A 21,614-nucleotide genomic window follows, 5' to 3' on the forward strand; every position below is an offset into this window, starting at 1 on the left:
TTTACATCTCACTCATTCTAAAACTTTGATATTCTAATACTTCAAGTATTGCATTAACTGTATCTAATGAAGTAAATAATGGTATTTGAGATTCTGTTGCAGATCTTCTTATTATTAAATCATCTTGACTGTATAGTTTATTCTTCTTACTCTTGGTATTTACTATTAAATCAATTTTGTTATTTTTAATGAAATCAATTATATTATTTTCAAGTTTTTCTTCAATTTTTGATACTTCTAAACTCGTTATATTTTTGTCATTGAAATATCTTCTAGTTCCTTTTGTTGCATATATTTTAAATCCAATTTCTTTGAATCTTTTAGCTAAATGAGAGGCTTCTTCTTTATTTTCACCAATTGTAAATAAAATACTACCTGTTTTAGGTATATATTGGTTTGATGCTATAAATGCTTTATAAAGAGCCTTATAATAATTACTATCTCAACCCATAGCTTCACCAGTGGATTTCATTTCTGGACCTAAATCTGTATCAACTTGTTTTAATTTCATAAATGAAAAAACAGGTGCTTTTACAAAAATATTTTTAGATTTTTCATTAAATTCTTTATAATTAGAACTTTTATTTAAATTAATATCTAACATTGCTTGTGTTGCTTTACCAACTAAATTAATTCCTGTTATCTTACTTAAAAATGGAACGGTTCTACTTGACCTTGGGTTTACTTCAATTATATAAAGCTCGTTATCTTTTATAATAAATTGAATATTTATGATGCCAATTATGTTTAAACTGAGTGCAATTTTTTTAGATGTAGTAATAATTTCTTTAATTAAAATGTTTGATAATTTTTGAGGAGGATATACTGCCATAGAATCACCTGAGTGGACACCTGATTTTTCTATATGCTCAATTATTCCAGGGATTAAAACATTATTTCCATCACAAACTAAATCAACTTCATATTCATCACCTAATATGTATCTATCTACTAATAATGTACTACTTTCACTGTCCTTTATTGCATTATCTATATATTGTTTTAATTCTTTTTCATTGTAAACAATTTGCATTGATTTACCACCAAGAACATAACTAGGTCTTAGTAAAACAGGATAACCAATTTCAGATGCTATTTTTATAGCATCTTGTTTAGTTTTAGTTGTTTTCCCAATTGGTTGATTAATATTTAAACTAGATAATAATTTTTCAAACTTATCTCTATCTTCTGCTTCATCAATGTTTTCAACTTTAGTACCAAGAATTTTCACACCTCTTTTAACTAATTCATCAGCAAGATTAATTGCTGTTTGCCCACCAAATTGTACAATTACACCGTAAGGATTTTCATAATTTATTACATTCATAACATTTTCAATGGTTAGCGGTTCAAAAAATAATTTATCAGATATTGAGAAGTCTGTTGAAACTGTTTCTGGATTGGAATTAATTACAATTGCTTTATAACCTAATTTTCTTATTTCTTCAACACATTTAACTGTTGCATAATCGAATTCGATACCTTGACCAATTCTAATTGGTCCTGACCCTAAAACAATAATGCTTTTTTCTTTGAAAGGTATGCTTTCATTTTCTAATTCGTATGTTGAATAAAAATAAGGTGTAACAGATTTAAACTCACCTGAACATGTATCGATCATTTTAAAAACAGGAATAATATTATTTTTTATTCTTTCTTGATATATCTCATTTTCAGTTTTCGAACATAATTTAGCTATTATATAATCTGAAAAACCATATTTTTTTAATTTCTTCAAGCTTTCTAAGCTCAAATTTTTATTAACTAACTCATTTTCTAAATCAATAATATTCTTTAATTTACTCAAAAAGAACAAATCAATTTTTGTTTTAATATGAATTTCATCTAAACTAATATTGTTTCTGATAGCTTGTGCAATAATAAATACTCTATTATGTGTTGGCTTAGACATTTCTTTAATTAAAATATCATTACTTACATTCTTATATTCGTCAGAATCAATATGATATTTATTAATTTCTAATGACCTTATTGCTTTTAAAAAAGATTCTTCTATAGTTCTTCCAATTGCCATTACTTCGCCAGTTGATTTCATTTGTGTTGTTAAATTAAAATCCGCATTATTAAATTTATCGAAGGGTCACCTTGGTATTTTTGTAACAACATAATCAAGTGTTGGTTCAAAAAAAGCCATTGTAGATTTTGTAACAGGATTTAATATTTCATCAAGAGTTAAACCAACCGCTATCTTTGCAGATACTTTAGCTATTGGATAACCTGTTGCTTTACTTGCAAGAGATGATGAACGACTTACTCTTGGGTTTACTTCAATTACATAATATTTAAAAGAATTTGGGTCTAAAGCAAATTGAATATTGCAACCACCTTCTATTTTTAATGCTCTAATTATTTTCAATGAAGAGTCTCTTAATAATTGGTTTTCAATATCTGATAATGTTTGACAAGGAGCAAAAACAATAGAGTCACCAGTATGAATACCAACAGGATCAAAGTTTTCCATATTACAAACTATTATTGTATTATCATTACTATCTCTTATAACTTCATATTCAATTTCTTTATAACCTGCAATACTTTGTTCTAATAAACATTTGTGAAGGTGAGATTCTTTTATACCTTGAGAAACAGTTTTTGTAAGTTCTTCTATATTGTTACAGATTCCCCCGCCGCTTCCTCCTAATGTAAAAGCTGGACGAACAATTAATGGGAAACCAACTTCATTTGCAAAGTTTTTTGCTTGTTCAACATTATAAACTATTGTACTTGCAGGTATGGGTTCTTTAAGTTCATTCATCAAGTTTTTAAATAGCTCTCTGTCTTCGGCTTTTTTAATTGCTTCTATGCTAGTTCCTAGTAATTTGATATTTAATTCTTTTAAAATATTCTTTTCATTTAAATCTAATATTAAGTTCAATGCGGTTTGCCCACCCATTGTAGGTAATATTGCATCAGGTTCTTCTTTTCTTAAAACTTTTTCAACGAATTCAATAGAAAGAGGTTCAATATAAATTTTATCTGCAATTCCTTTTTCAGTCATTATTGTTGCGGGGTTAGAATTAATAAGTATAACTTCATAACCTTCTTCTTTTAATGAAATACAAGCTTGTGTTCCAGCATAATCAAACTCAGCTGCTTGTCCAATAACGATTGGTCCAGAGCCTATTATGACAACTTTTTTAATTTTCAAGTTCTTTGGCATTTTATATTTCCTTTCCTTGTCTAATTGAATTTATAAAATTATCAAACAAATAATAACTATCGCTTGTACCTGGACAAGAATCAGGATGGAATTGAACTGAGAATGACTTTGAGTTTTTATAGCTTAATCCTTCTATGCAATTATCATTTAAACTTCTATGAGTAATTTCTACTATATCTTTATTTATTGAATTTTCATCAACAACATAACCATGATTTTGAGATGTTATATAACACTTGTTGTTTTCATAATCTTTTACAGGATGATTAATACCTCTATGACCAAATAACATTTTTTTAGTATTTAATCCATTTGCTAATGCTAATAACTGATGACCTAAGCATATTCCGAAAATTGGGTATTTCAATTGTAACTCTTTAATCATTTCAATTTGGTCAGGCAAATTTTTAGGATCTCCCGGTCCGTTACTCAACATAATACCATCAGGGTTTAATTTATTAATTTCATCTGTTGTTATATTATAAGGAACAACAAAAACTCCACAATCTCTTTTTGATAACTCTTTTGTAATTGAAATTTTTAAACCAAAATCAATTAAAACAGCTTTATATCTGTTACCAGGGATATAATAAATATTTTTAGTAGAAACCTCTTCTACATGATTTGTTTTGGGCTTAAAGTTTTTTAACTTTTCTAAGAATAATTGAATTTCACTTTCTTTACAAACTATAGCAGCCGTTAATGTTCCATTATCTCTTATTTTGTTAGTAAGCATTCTTGTGTCTATATCTGATATGCCAGTAATTTTTTTATTCTTTAAGAAATTTGAAAGTGACATTTTATTTCTAAAATTTGACCCAACTTCACAATTTTCTTTAACAACAATTCCAGAACATGTTGGAAAGATAGATTCATTATCTTCATTGTTTATTCCATAATTACCAACTAATGGATATGTAAATATTAATATTTGTCCATTGTAACTTTGGTCTGTAATTGATTCTTGATATCCTGTCATTGCAGTTGTGAAAACTATTTCATTTATTACAGAAACATCATTACCTAATGCTGAACCTTCAAATATTGTTCCATCTGATAATATTAATCATCTTTTCATTTAATATTTCCTTCCACTATTGTATATTTATTTTTTCCAAATAATTCTTCACCTAGAAATGGAGTGTTTTTAGATTTTGAAACAATTGTGTTTTCATCTAAATAATACTTTTCATTTAAATTTCAAAGCACTAGATTTGCTATTTGGTTTTCTGCAATTGAATTTTCCTTAAGGTTAAATATTTTGTTGGGGTTGTAATGCATTAACTCAACAAGTTTATTTAGAGTTATTATTTTATTTTTAACAAGTTTTGTATATAAAATACTAAAACTAAATTCTATACCAATCATTCCAAAATTTGCTTTTTTAAATTCTATAAACTTTTCATCATTTTGATGTGGTGCATGATCAGTTGCAATACAATCAATTGTTCCTTCTTTTAATCCTTTCAATAAAGCTTTTTGGTCTTTTAAAGTTCTAATTGGAGGATTTATTTTATACAATCCACTATTATCTTGAAAATTATTAACATTTAATAAAAGATGGTTTGGGTTAACTTCACACGTAATATTTAATTTGTTTTTGTATTTCTTTATCAATCTCAAAGTTTTAGCTGATGTAAGATGGCCGACATGATATTTACAACTGTTTTCTTTTAACAATTTAATATCTCTTTTTAATTGTTTATACTCAGATTTGTAACTAAAGTGCTTTATATTATTAATTTTTGAGAACTTACTCTTTTGAATCATCCCATCTTTTTTTATGGAGTTTGTTTCAAGGTGTACAGAAATTAATAAATCATTTACTTTAACTTCATTAATTATATTTTTCATTGTTATTTTGTTTTGTATTCCATATCCATCATTAGAAATGAATCTAGCACCAGCTTCTTTTAATGCTTTAAAATCAACTAATTCATCAGATGTTAATTCTTTTGTTGCTGCACACATTTGATGTATTTTAATTTTTGATTTTTCTTTTATTAATTGATTTATTTTTAAGAAACTTTCTACATTGTCAGGTACAGGTGATAGATTAGCCATTGAACATATAGTTGTCACTCCACCTTTCAATGCTGCCTTACTAACTGAACTTATATCTTCTTTATATTCATAACCTGGTTCTCTAGTGTGTACATGTACATCAATTAATCCTGGTGTTAAGAAAAAATTACTTGCATCAATTAAAGTATAATAATCTAAACTTTCAATTCCCTTCGCAATTTTAATTATTTTTTTTCCATTAATTAATATATCGTTTTTACAAAGTTTATTATCAATGAAATATGATGCATTTTTAATTAATATCATTAGAACTCATCCTTAAATAATTCATATAAAATTGCAATTCTCATATAAAGACCATTTGTCATTTGTTCTAAAAGTTTTGATTTTTCAGATTCAATTAGGCTTGATTCAATTTCAACATTTCTATTAACAGGACAAGGGTGCATTATGATTGAACCTTCTTTTAATCTGTTATACCTAGAAATATTTAAACCAAATTCTTCTAAATAATTAATCGAGTTATTTAATCTATCGGTATGTCTCTCATTTTGAACTCTTAATAACATTAAAACGTCTACTTTGTTAATGATTTCATCAATAGTTTTATATTCACCATAATCATTATAATTATTTTCAAATCATTCTTTAGGTCCTGCAAAATAAACTTTAGCCCCTAACCTTTTTAAAATTTTCATATTCGAATGTGCTACTCTTGAGTGTTTTAAATCTCCACATATAGCTACTTTAATTTCTTTAAAAGTCTTAAAGTTTTCATATATAGTCATTAAATCAAGTAAAGATTGTGTGGGGTGTTCTCCTACTCCATCTCCTGCATTTATAATTTTAGATTTAATATTTTTAGATTGTAGTAGTTCTTTATAGTACTCTTTATCTGGATGTCTTATTACTAAACCTGATATGTTTATACTTCCAAGAGTTAAAACTGTATCATATAAAGTTTCTCCTTTTTGGATAGAACTTGTTTCAGTTTGAAACTCAATAGATTTAAATCCTAACATTTTTTCTGCAACTTCAAAGCTTTTATGAGTTCTTGTACTATTTTCAAAAAATAAATTTGCAATAAATATGTCTTTCTTAAGTTTTGGAATTATAGTTTTATTATTTTTAAAGTAAATAGATTTTTCAATCAAATGATTTATTTGTTCATTTGATAACTCTTCAATAGTTAATAAATTTTCAATTTTTTTCATAAATTCCTCCATAAAAAAAACTAACCATTAAGAATTAAAACAACATCTTCATTATCTACTTCAACTAAATGAACTTTAATCTTTTCGTTGATAGAAGTTGGTATGTTTTTTCCTACAAAGTCAGCTCTAATTGGTAATTCACGATGTCCTCGATCAACTAGCACAGCAAGCATTATTTTACTTGGTCTGTAAAAATCAAGAATACAATCAATTGCAGCTCTAACAGTTCTACCTGTGAACATTACATCGTCTACTAAAATAACTATTTTATTTTCAAGATTATAGTTTAATTTAAAATTATTTGATTTTATTTTTTTATCATCTCTGTAATTTGATATGTCAACTTCAACAACATCAAGTTTTATATTTTCAATTTGTTCAATTTTTTTTGATATTCTTAAAGCCAAAAAATAACCTCTTGTTTTAATACCTGCTAAAACTACATTGGTTACACCTTTATTTCTTTCAAGAATTTCATGACAAATTCTAGTTATGGTTCTTAATATTGCTTCATTATTAAAAATTATTTTTGTTGACATAGCTACCTCTTTTATGTGTGAAAGTTACCTATAAAAAAAGTCTATCACTTATGATAGACAATTAAATAATGCTAAAAAGAAGTTAGACATTACTTATCTGCCTCTCAGGACAAATTTAAAGTATTCTTTCATAAAAATTATAACTTATTTTATAGTTTTTACAATAATTTAAACAAAAACTTTAGATAATTATTTTTTAATTTGAAGTTTGTGTATACACATTGTTCTTTCATTTTTTTTCACTTCTTTTTTGAAAAACTTATTGAGTTTAATAAAGTTAGCTTTATCCATAACTCTTTCAGACGCAATATTACTTACTTCATGAATTGCATATAACTCTCTTATATTTAATTTAGAAGAATAAAAACTAATTAGTCCAAGTAAAGCCTCTGAACAATAACCCTTATTTCTATAATTTTTATTAATAACTCAACCTAAATTACTATATTCATTATTATTTAATCTAATATCAATTGTACCAATCATTTTATCATTATCTTTTATAAAAATTCCATATTTACCGAAAGGACTAAGCATAAAATAGCTCTTAATTGAATTTATTGTATCATTTAAGGTTAAATGTCTATCAAAATCAAGATAAAATACAGTTTCTTCATCGTTGCAATATTCAAACATATCTTGTGCATTATCAATATTTACATACTTTAAATATAATCTACTTGTTTCAATGTAACTATAATTATCAATATCAATCATGATTAGTTTCCTTTTCAAGTTAAAATAATTATACTACAATTAATAATTTGTCTAATTAATAGACAAAAAAGATTTACCCTAACATTTAAATATACTTATAAATATTAAATAATAAAAATGAAAGGAGTTGATTTTATGGATGAAATTATTAAAGAAATCAACAACAGAGAAACTAATAATAAGTTTGCTTTGTTTATGAAGAATAATTTTAATAAAAGAATTGCAATGCGAAGAGTCCAAAAGTTTGGTGGATGATTAAGTTCCATGATAATGCCAATTATCGGTCTTATGATAGCATGAGGACTATTAACTGCATTCTTTATTGAAAAAGGTTGAACACCTGTTGAAGCAATTGAAAAATATATTGTTGGAAATATAATAACTTATTTAATTCCAGTACTAATTGGATTTAATGCAGGAAGATTGGTTCATAAAGATAGAGGTGGATTTATAGCCACATTTGTAGTATTTGCAGTTATAATGGGTAACCAATATAACCCTGGGTTTGCTGAAGGGTCATCTGCATCACCGCAGTTACTTTCAGCAATGATTGTTGGACCAGCATCAGCTGGAATATTAAAAGGTGTAGATAAATTACTTGAAGGTAGAGTAAAACAAGGATTTGAAATGCTTGTAAATAACTTTGTAATGGGATTTTTAGCATTTGGATTAGGTGTTGGAGCATTTTATGGAATGCCTTATATATTTAACTCAATAACTTGAGCACTTGCAGAAATGGTAAGAGTTCTAATTACAAATAAACTTATATTTTTAGCAGCGTTAATAGTAGAACCTGCAAAAATTTTCTTTTTAAACAATGCAATTAATCATGGTGTATTTACCCCACTATCATTAGAATTAACAAGAACTTATGGAAAATCAATATTATATTTACTTGAAGCTAATCCAGGGCCAGGTCTTGGTGCATTAATAACATTTATGATTTTTGATAAAAAACAAAGAGGTAATGCTGCAGGTGCATCAATTATACATTTCTTTGGTGGAATACATGAAGTATACTTCCCATTTATACTAATGAAAATAGAAATGATATTCGCTCTAATAGCTGGTGGTCTAGTTGGAGATGCAATATTCCAAATATTTGATGCAGGTTTAATAGCACCAGCATCACCAGGATCTATTATTGCAATATCAATATTTATTGCACCAGGTGCCATGAATTATGCAGGGGTATTTTTAGGAATAGCAGCTTCTTGTGGTACAACTGCATTGGTAGGATTCTTGATTCATTTTATAATGAGAAAAAAATACAAAAAAATGAGCACTTCATATGAAGAAGCAGCAGCAAAAATGCAAGACTTAAAAGGTAAAGAAAGTAAATATGTTAAAACTAATAAATTAACAGATTTACCAAAATTACAAGACGTTAAAAAAATTATATTTGCATGTGAAGCTGGTATGGGTTCTAGTGCAATGGGAGCTTCTGTTTTAAGAAAAAAACTTAAAGAGAATAATATTAATATTGAAGTTGTAAACTATCCAGTAAAGGAATTACCAAATGATGCAATGTTTGTAATAACTCAAGAACAACTATCTGATTATGCAAAACAAAAAGCACCTAATGCAATTCATAAAAGTATCTCTAACTTTTTAGATAAATCGTTTTATGATAAAATAATTTTAGAATTTAAAGAAAACTTAGAGATAAAAAATGAAGAAAGAACGACAACTTAGAATATTAAATACAATAATTAATTATAGAAAAGTTGATATTAACGTTTTAATAAAATATTTCGATATTAGTGAAAAAACATTGACTAGAGATATTGATGATATAAATAATTTTATAAAAGAATATGGTAATTTTAAACTTACTAATAATGAGTATGAAATCAAATTTGAAGGAATAACAGAAAATATTTTGTCTAAGATCCAATTAGATGAAAGCTTATTATTAAAAGAAGAAAGATTATTATATATATTTTTAACATTATTAAAAGATAAATTAGTAACTAAATCAGATCTTGAAGATGATTTAGATGTATCTCTAAATCAAATAGATGAAGACTTAAATGACTTAGACATTATTTTAAAAAAATATAATCTATCAATAAATATAACGAAACAAGGAATCAAACTTGAAGATATTTTAATTGATCAAGAAATAAAAATAATAATTGATATAATTACAAAATATGTATTATTTAAAAAAGTTTACTCAATTTTGAAATTAAATAAGATTGAAAAACTTTTTTCTAATTATGTTTATAGATCATTAAAGTTAAAATATAAGATTGATATATATAATAAAATATTTTACTGGTTATTAGAGTTTACCTCTAATCAAGTTAATATTTCAAATTTAAACTTGATAATAATGTCTATAAAGCTTACATTCTGAATGAACCATCCAAAAAATAGCATTTTATTAAATAACATAGATAATATTGAATATTATAATGAATTTATTAATTTAATAAAAGATATTTATTCAGATGAAAGTTATGAAAAGTTTTTTTATAAATGTTTAAGTTCGCAAAAAGAAGAAATTTTAACTGATTATATAAATTTATTAGATGTTAAAATTTCTAATCTATTTAATAAAAAATTGAAATTAAGCTTAGATACTTTAGAGAGAATTAAAAACCATATTAGTTCAAATATTATAATTGATAACACTGATGATTTTATAATTGAAGAATATATAAGAAACCTAACACACTATAAAACTATTTATAAAGAAATATGAGATATTAATAACGATTTACTGATTGAAAAATTTGGAGAATATAAAAATATAGAATTATTAAAGTATGAAATTTTTATTCATATACTAGTTTGATTTGATTCATACATATATGAAAAAAAACTAAAGATCTTAACAATATGCATTGGTGGAATGGGCCAAAGTGCAATGATAAAGAATCATTTAAACTCATTGTATAGAAATTCTATAGTAGAAAATATTCCTTATTCATTAGTTTCAAAAGATTATCTTAAGAATTTTGATCTAGTAATTTCATCAATAGACTTAAATGAGTTTGACTTAAATAATTTTATTGTAATGCCTATTATATTATTACTGAGTAAAAAAAATGATATTCATAAGATAATAACAGAAAAAATATATAAAAAACTTATAGGAGAAAATATGAAAAGTGAAATATTAAAAAAAGAAAATATAAAAATAAACCAGTTTGCAAAAGATAAAGTAGAAGCAATTAAACAATGTGGTAAACTTTTAAAAGAACTAGGTTATATTGAAGAATCATATATAAGTTCAATGTTAGAAAGAGAGAAAAAGTTTTCAGTCTACATAGGAAATTATTTAGCGATACCTCATGGAATGAATGATACTGGTGTATTAAAGGATGGTATTGTTGTAATACATTATAAAGACCCTATTAATTATGATTCAAATTTAGTTCATTTCTTTATTGGAATAGCTGCTAAATCTGATAATCATATTGAAATACTTTCTAATATTGCAGAAAAAATGATGGATATTGATTTTGTTAACGATTTAATAAAAAATCCATCTGCAGATAGAATCTTAAAGGAGTTTAATTTATAATGAAAATATTACATTATGGTGCAGGAAATATAGGACGTGGTTTTATTGCTCCAATATTATTCAAAACTGGTTTAGTAGAAGAATTTTATTTCACTGATAGCAATGCAGAATTAATTAACAAATTAAAAAATCAAGAAAGTTATCAAGTTATAGAATTGGATGAAAATGAGATATCGACTCAAATAACAAATTACAAAGCTGTTTTGGTAAATGAAATAGAGAATGAATTAAATGTTAAAGATATTGATATAATCACAACGTCTATCGGTTCAAATAATTTAAAATATATAAAAAACCAATTAATATCTTTTATAAAAATAAAAGAAAATGCAAATAAACCTTTAATTATTATGTGCTGTGAAAATGGAGAAAAAGTTTCAACATCTTTTGAATATGATTTATTTAATGATTATAATTTTAACAAAAAACTTATTAGCTTTGTTGATGTTATGGTTGATAGAATTGTTCCAAACGACACTTCCAATGACTTAAATATTAAAGTTGAACCTTACTATTCTTGAATTGCAGATGAAAAAAATTGAAACGATAATATTATTAAGCCAGAAACAATAACATTTACAAACAATATTGATGCAGAAATTTGTAAGAAAGTGTGAATGTTAAACGGTAGTCACGCTTCAATATCATGAAAAGAATGGAAATTATCAAATTTTAAACATAAATATATTAATAATACACTAAATAATTTAGAAGACCAAACATTATTAAATTTTTTAGAAAGTTATTTATCAGAGCTTTCAAAAGTTATAGAAAAAGAATTTAATTATGATTCTGAAAAACTAAAAGAATTTAAATTAAATGTTATAAAAAGATTTAGAAATAAATATATAAAAGATGATTTTGAAAGAGTAGCAAGAAATACAATAAAAAAAATTCAATTAGATGAAAGAATATTTAAGCCATTTATTATTGCAAATAAAAATAATATTGATTGCAAACATGTTAAAGAAACAATTATAAATGCACTATCTTATAATAATGTTAATGATTCAGATGGTTTGTTAATTGCTGAGATGCACAATAAAGGTATGACCCTTGAAGAAATATTAATTAAAACCGTTGATAATATTGATGATTCATTAATCAAAATAATAACTAATTAATATAAATAAAACACACATTAATTGTGTGTTTTATTTATATTAATAATCATTTTTTAATAGTTCAAATAAAGTTTTTAACATAATTGCTTTACCCCTACCTTTGTCTTGAGCAGTGGTTGCTATATCTAAATGTAAATAAGGCTTGTTTTCAGCAAATAAGTCTAAAAATGCTGCTGCTGTAGATGATCCAGCTCCGGCATTTGGTTGACCAGTATTTGTTAAATCAGCAATTGGTGTAGATTTCATAATTTCTAAATGTTCTCAAATCATTGGTAGCCTTCAAACTAATTCGTTTTGATTAAATGCTGATTTTTCAATTAATTGTCATAATCTATCATATTTAGTAAATACCCCAGTATGTCAAATTCCAAGTGAGAATCTCATTGCACCTGTTAGTGTTGCAACATCAAATACTTTATCTACTTTTAAATCTTTAACTGCATATGATATACCATCAGCTAATACAAGTCTACCTTCAGCATCTGTATTATCAATTTGAACTGTTAATCCATTATATGATTTAATAATTGATTCAGTTAATGTACCATGACCACCAATTCTGTTATCAGTTAGCATTGAAATCGAAACAACATTAGTTTTTGCTTTACATTTTGCTAAAGCTAATACAGTTGAAGAAACAATAGCGGCACCTGACATATCAAACTTCATATTAGCAAGTCCTGCTGCACCTTTTAAGTTATATCCACCTGAATCAAATGTTATTCCTTTTCCAACTAGACCAATTTTTTCTTTTGATGAATCGTTATTGTACTCTAAAATAACAACTCTTGGTTCTATTTCTGAAGCTGCGTTTACTGCTAATAATAAATTTAAACCAATTTTTTCAATTTCTTTTTTTGTTAATATAGTGCATTTAACTCCGTCTACTTCCTTAGCCTTAGTTTCAATTAATTCAGCTATTTTTGGAGCAGTTCCTTCATTTGGAGGTAAATCTTGTAAATCTCTTGCAAAATTAACAAACTCCATTTTTATAATGCTTTCATTAAATAATGATTCTAAATCTAAATGTTTAGTTGTGATTAAATTGTAAATATAATTAGATTCACAACTTGAATTAGATTTTCTACTAATCTTTTTATGATCATTATATAAAATTGAATCAAATATAGTTAAGGCTGCACGCTCTTTTTTATCAGAATAGAATTCTAAGAAAGTATCTAAATCAATGTTTATATTATAACTATTTGTTGATATAAAATTGTTTAAATACTCTTTTAATTTTCTTAAACAATCACAGTTTTTAAATGGCTTACTTTCATTTGAACAAGCTATATACATATATAATGTTTTATCCTCAGAAATTAAAGTTACTGAACCATTTTTTTTATTTATAAATGGATTTTTTAATTCATGAACTAATTTTAATGTCAATTCTTGTTTTTCTTTATTAAAAGTTAACATTATTTTTCCTCTCTTACTTCTTCCTTATTAACTATTACTTTACCACTTTTTTTTACTTTAATAGTTTCTAAATTTATTTTATTTTCTCTTTTTCCTTTTTTGCTTAATTTTCAAAATATTAAAACGTAAGTTATGTTTACAACCACGAATAATAAATGCACCACAACAAATAGTAACAAAATTGTAAAAAATGTATATACGATACTACCAATAATATCATCAGAATTTGAATTACCAAAATCAAATGTTTTATTAGAAACTGGTGCATAAGGGAAAACTATTTCAAATGGTATTGAAGAAAATCTATCATCTGTTAAATATGTAAATATTCTAAACAATAAATAAAATGTATAAATTCATGGGTATGCAAAATAACCTCAAAAATATGTTTTAAAATATTTTCTTATATTAAAATTCGTTAAATCAATATTTAAAAAAGTATATGTTATTGTTGAAACTGGTATTACTACGTGAAGGAATAAAGAATATATTCAATCAATAGTTCTTGTTTCATAACTGTTTTTTAAAGTTGCTGGAAACAAAACACATGTGTAAGTAATAAATGTTACTGTTATATAGCAAGTAACATAGAGTAAAAGAGTTTTATTTTTACAAAAACGTATTTGATTATCATAAAATAAAACCCTTATTAAAAAATAAGCTCCGACTAATGCATTGCTTTGAAATGTAAAAAAACTTGCAAACTGTCCTTGAAATAAAACTGGTGAGAATGGGTAGTCCACATTTCTTAATCAATGTTTATTAACCATATGTTCAATATAAACAAAAACTAGCATTGAAAATATTGATACACACATAAATAATTCTCAATAAAAAGTCTTGTTTTTTCACTTGTTAATTAACATAGTAACCGCTTTCTAACTATACAAAAGATACACTTACTGTTTTTGGTTGTATACCAATTGTTTTTTTTATTAACTCATATGTTGAATTAATAATTTTATTTTGATCTATACTAAAATTATTTCTATCTTCAATATTTATAACAATATTAATAAATAATGTTGTTTCGTGTTCTCAAACTACTCTAACATCTAAATTTAAGGTCTCATCTATATTAGATTTTATATCTTTATGAATAATTTTCTTTATTAATTGGTCTTCAATTTGAATATCTCCTAAAGAGTTTTTTTCTAAAGTTATGTACATAATTTCTTCTTCCTAATTTGCTCTTCCATAATATTTTGCATCATTTGTATTAATAATTACTTTTTCACCTTCTTTAATAAATAAAGGTACAGTAACTTCTAATCCAGTTTCTAGAACAGCTTTTTTTTGTGCACCACTTGTAGTATCACCTTTAACTGCTGGTTCTACTTCAGTAACTATTAGTTCCATTTTCTCAGGAATGCTTATTCCTAAAATTTCACCGTTATATTCTGTTAGTTTTACCATAGTTCCGTCTGTCAAGAACTTTAACTCTCATTCTAACTTTTCATTTGCAATTTCAACTTGCTCATATGTTTCAGTATCCATTAACATACAAATACTTCCATCATTATATAAATATTGCATATCTTTTTTTTCTATAAGGGCTTTGTCAACCTTATCTCCACCAGTAAAAGTTAAATCAACACGTGCACCTGTTCTAAGATTTTTTACTTTTAATGAGACTTTACCTTGTTGTCTTCCAGTTTTAGAAAATGAGTTCTCTAAAACTACAAATATATTACCATCATATAAAAATGTATTTCCTGGTCTTAAATCATTAACTAACATTTAATATTCTCCTTATTATGTCAACATTTTTATTATAACTAATTTTCTAAATTATTTAAACACCATACCTGGTTTAATAAAACAATTTTGTTGTTTATAATAAACTGAAGATTCAAGCATTTTTTTACCTTCTCTTTGTAATTCTAATATTCTAATATAACCATTCATAGTTGCTACAATAATACCTTTTTTATCAATTAATACTATTTCACCTGGAAAAAAAAGTTTTAAAGGTATAATAAGTGGTTCATCATCTTTTATTAATGCAGTTTTCTTTATTTTTATTCTTTCATTTTCTAAAAAAGTATATGCAATTGGTGTTGGAGATAATGCTCTTACAAAGTTATGAACTTGAATTGAAGATTGATTTCAATTAATCTTTTCTTCTTCATTTTTTAAGTTGTATGCAAACGTAACTTTGCTTTCATCTTGAGGTTTTGGTTTAATTTCATTATTAAATATTTGATTTATATTATTTTTTACAATTTGATATGCTAATGATGATAATTTATCAAATAAAACTCCATTATCATCATTTTCATTTATACAAATTTTACTTTGAACATATACATCCCCAGCATCCATTTTTTTTATCATTTTCATTAATGATATTCCAGTTTCTTTATCTCCATTCATTAATGAATACTGGACTGGACTACCTCCCCTATATAAAGGGAGTAGACTTGCATGTACATTTATACAATTTTTAAATAAATTTAAAATCTTATCTGGTATAAATTGACCATATGCACAAGTTACTAAGAAATCAGGTTCATAATTTATTATAGTATCTAATAATTCTATAACTTTGTTAGGTTGATAAATAGTTATGTTATTTTTTAATGCAAATTCTTTTAATGGAGATACGATGATTTTTTTTTGTCTATTTAATGCTTTGTCTGGTTGAGTTATTATAAAGCCAATTTCATAACCTAAATCAATTAATGCTTGTAAAGGTTTTACAGATATTGAAGGTGTTCCACAATATATTATTTTTTTCATTTTAATATTCCCTTTTCAAAAATGCAATGTTTATTGATTAACTCAAGAATTGATTGCAATAGTGCAACCATTGCAAGCGTATCTCTATCACAATACTTTAACATATACGGTCGTAGCATTGTTTCATACTCATCTTGAGAAATTATATTATCAAGATATTGTCTAAAAATTTTACTAGCTACATCACCTTTATTTATAACTAAATCCTTGTAAGACAATTCAGGCGCAAGTGCGGGTTGCGTTTTTTTAATTGAATATGAACCTTTAAAATTTGGGTGATATATTAATCAATTGTTTTTAGACTTCTTGAAAAATTCCATTAGATCAATTGTATTTGCATAAATATATTTTAAAGGTTTTGCAAGTGATGGGTATGTCATTATAGCATTTTTTATAACTGTTTTTTCAAACGCTTTATTATAAGCGACATAAACACCTGGACCAAATTCAAAACAATCTTTAATAAAATTAGTTCAGAATTCTGGTCTTGGATCTTTTTGTTTATCTGCAATAAAATTCTTATGTTTTATACCCTTCCCTGTTCTATAATCAAAATCAGATATCAAAAATGAATGCATAGAATATTGAAAAGGTATTTGTTGATAAGACCAAGAATTATTATACTTAGGTATTGCTCATTTAACTGTTTCAAAGTCATACATATATATTTCATTATATCTATATTCATTTAACAATTCAGAAATTTCAAATAACCTATCTCTATCAATAAAACATGATGTATCAGTTTTATTACTTTTAATATATGATTTGATTACATTGATTAGCCTAATTTGGTCTTGTTTAAAAACTTCTTTGTTATCGATATAATAATAATCACTTGATGGGTCTTTTATATTCATTATATTTACTTCGTCACCAAATTCACTATACAATTTAGCAGCCTTAGATTTAAATGTTGAAAAGTCGTATATGGAATAATCATTTTTATCATAATAATCAACAACATGGTGACACACTTTATTAACTCAACTACAGCTTAAAGTTTTATAATTTATTTTCGGTGAATAACAATCATTTTTCATTAAGAATGATTCATTAGTAAAATTACGTTTCATCTCTGAAAATATTTTTTCAAGATTAAAATTAGTTGTATCATTAAAAATATTATTAATTAAAGATTTAAAATCAGGGTGTACTTTTGTATTTTCTAAAAATGATACTATTTTAATTAATTTATTATATTCAATATCTGAAGTTTTTTCATCTTGTAATGTAAAACTATCCATAAATGGTTCAATTTCTGATTCATAATCAGGACATTCATCTTTATAAATATCAAAACTTTCAGATAAATCAGTTTTATTCTCAAAACTTCCTCTTATATAATTTGGATTTATTAAACCAACTCTTACATCATCTACAATATATCCATTTTTTTCAAGTACATACTTTTGATATAAAACATCATAAAAATACTCTAATTTAGATTTAGTAGAAGCTTTAAATTCAATAATTACAACATGATTATTACCATTGTTTATTAAAACATCACATTTAACTTTATAACTATTATTGTCATATTCAAATGATGGTTCGAAAAGATATTTTATTTTATTATCAGCTAATGTTTCCTTAGACAATATTACAGACTTTTCAAAACTAAATTCACTAAAATCTTTATATGAAAAATCAGTTTTATTTTTATTATTTTCCTCGATTAGTTTATACTTGAAATAATCAATTGCTGCTTGCCCTACTAAATAACCATCTTCAACTGAATCATTATTTGGGACTAAGGTTGCAAATTCTGGATCAGATTCAAAATCTTTAATTGCTTTTTCTATGTTTATATCGTCTATTGAATTCTTGTCTTTGTAAAACTTATTAAAAACATCTAAAAAACTAAATTTGCTAGTATCTATATCGTCTTCTAACTCTTCATCAGTAACTCCGTGTATTGTTATTATATTGTTTTCTAATAATTTTTTTGTAGTTTTCATATTATCAAGTGAATGAAATATTCAAGCAATTTTAGGGCATATATTCATATAAACTTTAAAATCTTCTTTAGATATTTTAAATCCCATAATTTTAACTCCTTTTATTGACAACTTATTTTGGTGTATTGTTTAAAGTTTCTTTATATTTAAATGATATAATAAAAATGTAAGTTTAAATAGTGTTTAACTATTTAAACTTCAATTATAAGGAGGAATTATGAAAAAATTATTAGGAATTTTAGCTGCAATTGGAGTTGTTTCTTCAGCTAGTGGTAGTGTTATTTCTTGTGGGAATAAAAATGATAGTGCAAGTAACGAAGTTAAAACACCATCTATTAATGCTATTAATGATCAATTTTTAAGCGTGAATGAAAAAATAGAAAACTTAGAAGTTAATATTACAAATCCTGTTAAAGACACAAAATTAACAGCTACTTCAAACAATGATAATGTAACAGTTGAATCTTCACCTGAAAAAGATGATAATTCTACTGGTAAATTTACATTGGTAATAAATGGTAAAAAAGAAGGAACTTCTTTAATTACTTTAAAATATGGAGATGTATCTTCAACATTCAATGTAACTGTAGATAAAAAACCAGAAGAATTAACTTTTAATGATGAACAAGACGAATCTAAATTAACTACTTACCTAAAATCAACTGTAATATCTGATAATGAAATTAGTGAAATTAATACATACCATGATATAAATATAAATGAAAATAATACATTTGGAATGGATTATAAAAAATCATTTTATGATGTTGACGATGTAAAATTAGATTTTGAAGGTTCACATTATAGAGATAAAAACAAACAAGTTGAAGAAAATGACGATGAAGCAAGTATATATATTTATGGATTAAAAAATATATTTAAAGAATTAAAAGATTTAAAAGGTGAGAAAACTGAAAAAGATGGTAAATTTACTATTAACTCATATATAGGTTTTATAAACGCTTCAAAAGATAGTAAAGATTTCTCAGTTTTAATTTATAATGTCACACTTGAAGGTGATACAGCAACTGAACAAACAGATGCAAAAGCGACAAAAGGTTCTGAAAAATTAGCTTATAAAGGAACTTTCGAACTTAAATAATAAAAAATATTTAGTTTATTATTAATAGACTAAATATTTTTTTTATTTATTTTCTGATCTTAATTTTGTTAATAATTCTTTCATATGTGGTTTTATAACTTCTTGTTCACCACCATAAACAACTTGTACATTTGTACCTTTTGCAATTATACCAGTGGCACCACCAAGGCTCATTATTCCCTGTTTATCAACAATAGATGCATCAATAACAGTTACTCTTAATCTTGAAGCACATGAATCAACAGATTTAATATTTGATTCACCTCCTAAATACTCAATTATTTTAGTAGCCTTAATAACTGCTGCTTGTTTGTTGCCGCCATCTTGATCTTTATTTTCTTTTTTTGATTTAAAATCAGATTTTGTAAATAATTTTACTTCTCCAGCTCTTCCCGGAACTTGGACTTTACCATATTTAACAGCAAAATAGAATGCAAAGAAGTATATTGGAGCCATACCTAGACCAATAACAATTGCTCAATGAGCATTTGTTTTTAAATAAAATGGTATTAATCCAAATACAATATAATCTATCATTCCACCTGATACAGTCATACTTACATGAACTTTTGCAAAACCTGCTAACATAAAGGCAATCGCAGCTAATGGCATATGCACTCCATAGAATAGTCAAGGTGCCAAAAATAAGAATGTAAACTCTATAGGTTCAGTAATTCCTGTTAAAAAGCTAGTAAATGCAGCTGAGAAATAAATTCCCATAACTGATTTTCTATTTTCTTTAGGTACATTTAATCACATTGCAATTCCAGCTGCAGGTAAACCAAATAACATAAAGCCAAATTTACCAGATTGGAATCTACCTAGATTTAATCCCATTTGTGCTAAATCATCAAAGTTCAATAATGGTTCAGTGCTGTTTTCATAAATTCCTCCAAGTGCAGATAACTTATTTTTTGCACCTAAAACTCAATACATCATATATTGATCACCAATTAACTGTGATTTATCTTCTAGACCTTTTAAATATCTGATAACATCTTCAATGTTAGCACCATTTGAACCAATTGTAGTTTGCCCATTTTCATAAGCTTTTTCAAGAGTATCAATTATAGAACCTCCAGCAGATGATCATCATAAAGGTGCATAGAAAACGTGATGTAAACCAAATGGTATTAACGAACGTTCAATAACTTCATAAATTAATGAATCAGCACCAATTGGTAATTTTCCTGAATTTGTTCCAAATCATTCAAGACCTTTTCCAACGGCTGGTCATATAAATATAAAAATAAATGATAACGGTATTACTGCAAAGAAAGTTATAATAGGAACTAATTTAGAACCTGAGAAAAAACTTATAAATGCAGGTAGTTGTGTTTTATGAAATTTATTATACATTATAGCAGAAATTGCTCCAACAAAAATAGATGCAAAAACTCCAGTATTTAAAGAAGTTATTCCGACATTTGAAGTTATCAACCCAGCAGGTACACCATTCCATCATAAAATACTATAGGATGAACTTACTAATTGTTTTCAACCTCCATCACCTTCATTATCTCAAACAAATCCGCTTTGTCATGCTTCTCCAGCAGTTTTATTATCTTGACCTACTTTTCAAGCTCAATCATAAACATCATTTTGTTTTAATAAAGCTGCTTGTATTCCATTCATTACTAAGAAACCAACTATTGCAGTAATAGCCGCGACCCCAGAATCATCTGTGTAAGCAATTGCGACAGATACAGCAAATAATATAGGTAAATTTCCAAACGCTACATCGCCCATAGTGTTCATAGTTTTACCAATATATCAACCCGCAGTATACTCAGAAGTATTTGCAGCAATTGTAGCTCCAACACCTAAAAAAACACCTGCGATCGGCAGTAATGCGATCGGCAATAAAAATGCTTTGCTTAATTTAGATAAATTAGAGCCAGTTACAGCTCTAATATTAGACCAAGTTCAAACTTCTTTTAAACTTCTGCCTTTTTTAGAACTTTTTTTTATTTCTTGCTCTGACATAATAATATCCTTTCTATCGAACTAATGTTCATAGAAATAATACCATTTAATAAAATAAATTTCAAT

At 25.6% G+C, this 21,614-nt stretch carries 17 protein-coding genes; 4 read left to right on the forward strand and 13 right to left on the reverse strand.

What is annotated here, in order from left to right; all coding sequences use genetic code 4:
* Window position 1: 1 nt before the first annotated feature.
* The 6 genes from carB to STURON_RS04010 all read right to left on the reverse strand — a co-directional run bounded on the left by carB (window position 2) and on the right by STURON_RS04010 (window position 7,676).
* Window positions 2-3,181 (reverse strand): carbamoyl-phosphate synthase large subunit, encoded by a 3,180-nt coding sequence (gene carB / locus STURON_RS03985; RefSeq protein WP_075048594.1) that lies wholly within the window; start codon window positions 3,179-3,181, stop codon window positions 2-4.
* 1 nt (window position 3,182) lies between these two features.
* Window positions 3,183-4,259 carry a carbamoyl phosphate synthase small subunit gene (locus STURON_RS03990; RefSeq protein ID WP_075048595.1) on the reverse strand — a complete coding sequence of 359 codons (1,077 nt, stop codon included), beginning with the start codon at window positions 4,257-4,259 and terminating at the stop codon, window positions 3,183-3,185.
* On the reverse strand, window positions 4,244-5,512 hold the full coding sequence (locus STURON_RS03995; RefSeq protein WP_075048596.1) for a dihydroorotase: 1,269 nt from the start codon (window positions 5,510-5,512) through the stop codon (window positions 4,244-4,246). The genes STURON_RS03990 and STURON_RS03995 overlap by 16 nt, the downstream gene beginning before the upstream one ends.
* Window positions 5,512-6,420 carry an aspartate carbamoyltransferase catalytic subunit gene (locus STURON_RS04000; RefSeq protein WP_236681156.1) on the reverse strand — a complete coding sequence of 303 codons (909 nt, stop codon included), beginning with the start codon at window positions 6,418-6,420 and terminating at the stop codon, window positions 5,512-5,514. Before STURON_RS04000 ends, STURON_RS03995 begins: the two co-directional genes overlap by 1 nt.
* A gap of 20 nt (window positions 6,421-6,440) precedes the next feature.
* Window positions 6,441-6,959 carry a bifunctional pyr operon transcriptional regulator/uracil phosphoribosyltransferase PyrR gene (gene pyrR, locus STURON_RS04005; protein ID WP_075048598.1) on the reverse strand — a complete coding sequence of 173 codons (519 nt, stop codon included), beginning with the start codon at window positions 6,957-6,959 and terminating at the stop codon, window positions 6,441-6,443.
* A 189-nt stretch (window positions 6,960-7,148) separates the two neighbouring features.
* The gene (locus STURON_RS04010) at window positions 7,149-7,676 is read right to left on the reverse strand and encodes a GNAT family N-acetyltransferase (RefSeq protein ID WP_075048599.1); all 528 of its coding nucleotides are present in this window, start codon (window positions 7,674-7,676) and stop codon (window positions 7,149-7,151) included.
* Between the two features lie 135 nt (window positions 7,677-7,811).
* Here STURON_RS04010 and STURON_RS04015 point away from each other — a divergent pair, with 135 nt between their 5' ends.
* The 3 genes from STURON_RS04015 to STURON_RS04035 are packed head-to-tail and all read left to right on the forward strand — an operon-like array spanning window position 7,812 to window position 12,335.
* Window positions 7,812-9,371 carry a PTS sugar transporter subunit IIBC family protein gene (locus tag STURON_RS04015; protein WP_201775731.1) on the forward strand — a complete coding sequence of 520 codons (1,560 nt, stop codon included), beginning with the start codon at window positions 7,812-7,814 and terminating at the stop codon, window positions 9,369-9,371.
* On the forward strand, window positions 9,349-11,211 hold the full coding sequence (locus tag STURON_RS05665; RefSeq protein WP_082236193.1) for a PTS sugar transporter subunit IIA: 1,863 nt from the start codon (window positions 9,349-9,351) through the stop codon (window positions 11,209-11,211). The genes STURON_RS04015 and STURON_RS05665 overlap by 23 nt, the downstream gene beginning before the upstream one ends.
* Window positions 11,211-12,335: a mannitol dehydrogenase family protein gene (locus tag STURON_RS04035; RefSeq protein ID WP_075048600.1), complete on the forward strand. Its 1,125-nt coding sequence runs from the start codon at window positions 11,211-11,213 to the stop codon at window positions 12,333-12,335. Before STURON_RS05665 ends, STURON_RS04035 begins: the two co-directional genes overlap by 1 nt.
* A gap of 39 nt (window positions 12,336-12,374) precedes the next feature.
* On the opposite strand, the gene STURON_RS04040 is transcribed toward STURON_RS04035, so the two are convergent.
* Genes STURON_RS04040 through STURON_RS04065 form a run of 6 tightly spaced genes read right to left on the reverse strand, consistent with a single transcriptional unit; the run spans window position 12,375 to window position 18,547 of the window.
* Complete coding sequence (locus STURON_RS04040; RefSeq protein ID WP_075048601.1) at window positions 12,375-13,757, reverse strand: M17 family metallopeptidase; 1,383 nt, start codon at window positions 13,755-13,757, stop codon at window positions 12,375-12,377.
* Window positions 13,757-14,623, reverse strand: coding sequence for a hypothetical protein (locus STURON_RS04045; RefSeq protein WP_075048602.1), 867 nt, complete (start codon window positions 14,621-14,623; stop codon window positions 13,757-13,759). Before STURON_RS04045 ends, STURON_RS04040 begins: the two co-directional genes overlap by 1 nt.
* Before the next feature lie 16 nt (window positions 14,624-14,639).
* On the reverse strand, window positions 14,640-14,927 hold the full coding sequence (locus tag STURON_RS04050; RefSeq protein WP_075048603.1) for an MMB_0454 family protein: 288 nt from the start codon (window positions 14,925-14,927) through the stop codon (window positions 14,640-14,642).
* Window positions 14,928-14,939: 12 nt separating this feature from the next.
* Window positions 14,940-15,497: an elongation factor P gene (gene efp, locus STURON_RS04055; RefSeq protein WP_075048604.1), complete on the reverse strand. Its 558-nt coding sequence runs from the start codon at window positions 15,495-15,497 to the stop codon at window positions 14,940-14,942.
* A gap of 51 nt (window positions 15,498-15,548) precedes the next feature.
* A complete protein-coding gene (fmt, locus tag STURON_RS04060; RefSeq protein ID WP_236681157.1) occupies window positions 15,549-16,499 on the reverse strand; it encodes a methionyl-tRNA formyltransferase in 951 nt (316 codons plus the stop codon).
* Window positions 16,487-18,547, reverse strand: a complete 2,061-nt coding sequence (locus STURON_RS04065) for a DUF2779 domain-containing protein (protein ID WP_075048605.1) — start codon at window positions 18,545-18,547, stop codon at window positions 16,487-16,489. The genes fmt and STURON_RS04065 overlap by 13 nt, the downstream gene beginning before the upstream one ends.
* A 130-nt stretch (window positions 18,548-18,677) precedes the next feature.
* Here STURON_RS04065 and STURON_RS04070 point away from each other — a divergent pair, with 130 nt between their 5' ends.
* Window positions 18,678-19,562 (forward strand): lipoprotein, encoded by an 885-nt coding sequence (locus tag STURON_RS04070; RefSeq protein WP_075048606.1) that lies wholly within the window; start codon window positions 18,678-18,680, stop codon window positions 19,560-19,562.
* Window positions 19,563-19,604: 42 nt separating this feature from the next.
* Here the strand turns inward: STURON_RS04070 and STURON_RS04075 are convergent, their stop codons facing one another.
* Window positions 19,605-21,548, reverse strand: coding sequence for a PTS transporter subunit EIIC (locus tag STURON_RS04075; RefSeq protein ID WP_075048607.1), 1,944 nt, complete (start codon window positions 21,546-21,548; stop codon window positions 19,605-19,607).
* Window positions 21,549-21,614: the final 66 nt, after the last annotated feature.

The organism is Spiroplasma turonicum, assembly GCF_001262715.1.
GTDB lineage: Bacteria > Bacillota_I > Bacilli_A > Mycoplasmatales > Mycoplasmataceae > Spiroplasma_A > Spiroplasma_A turonicum.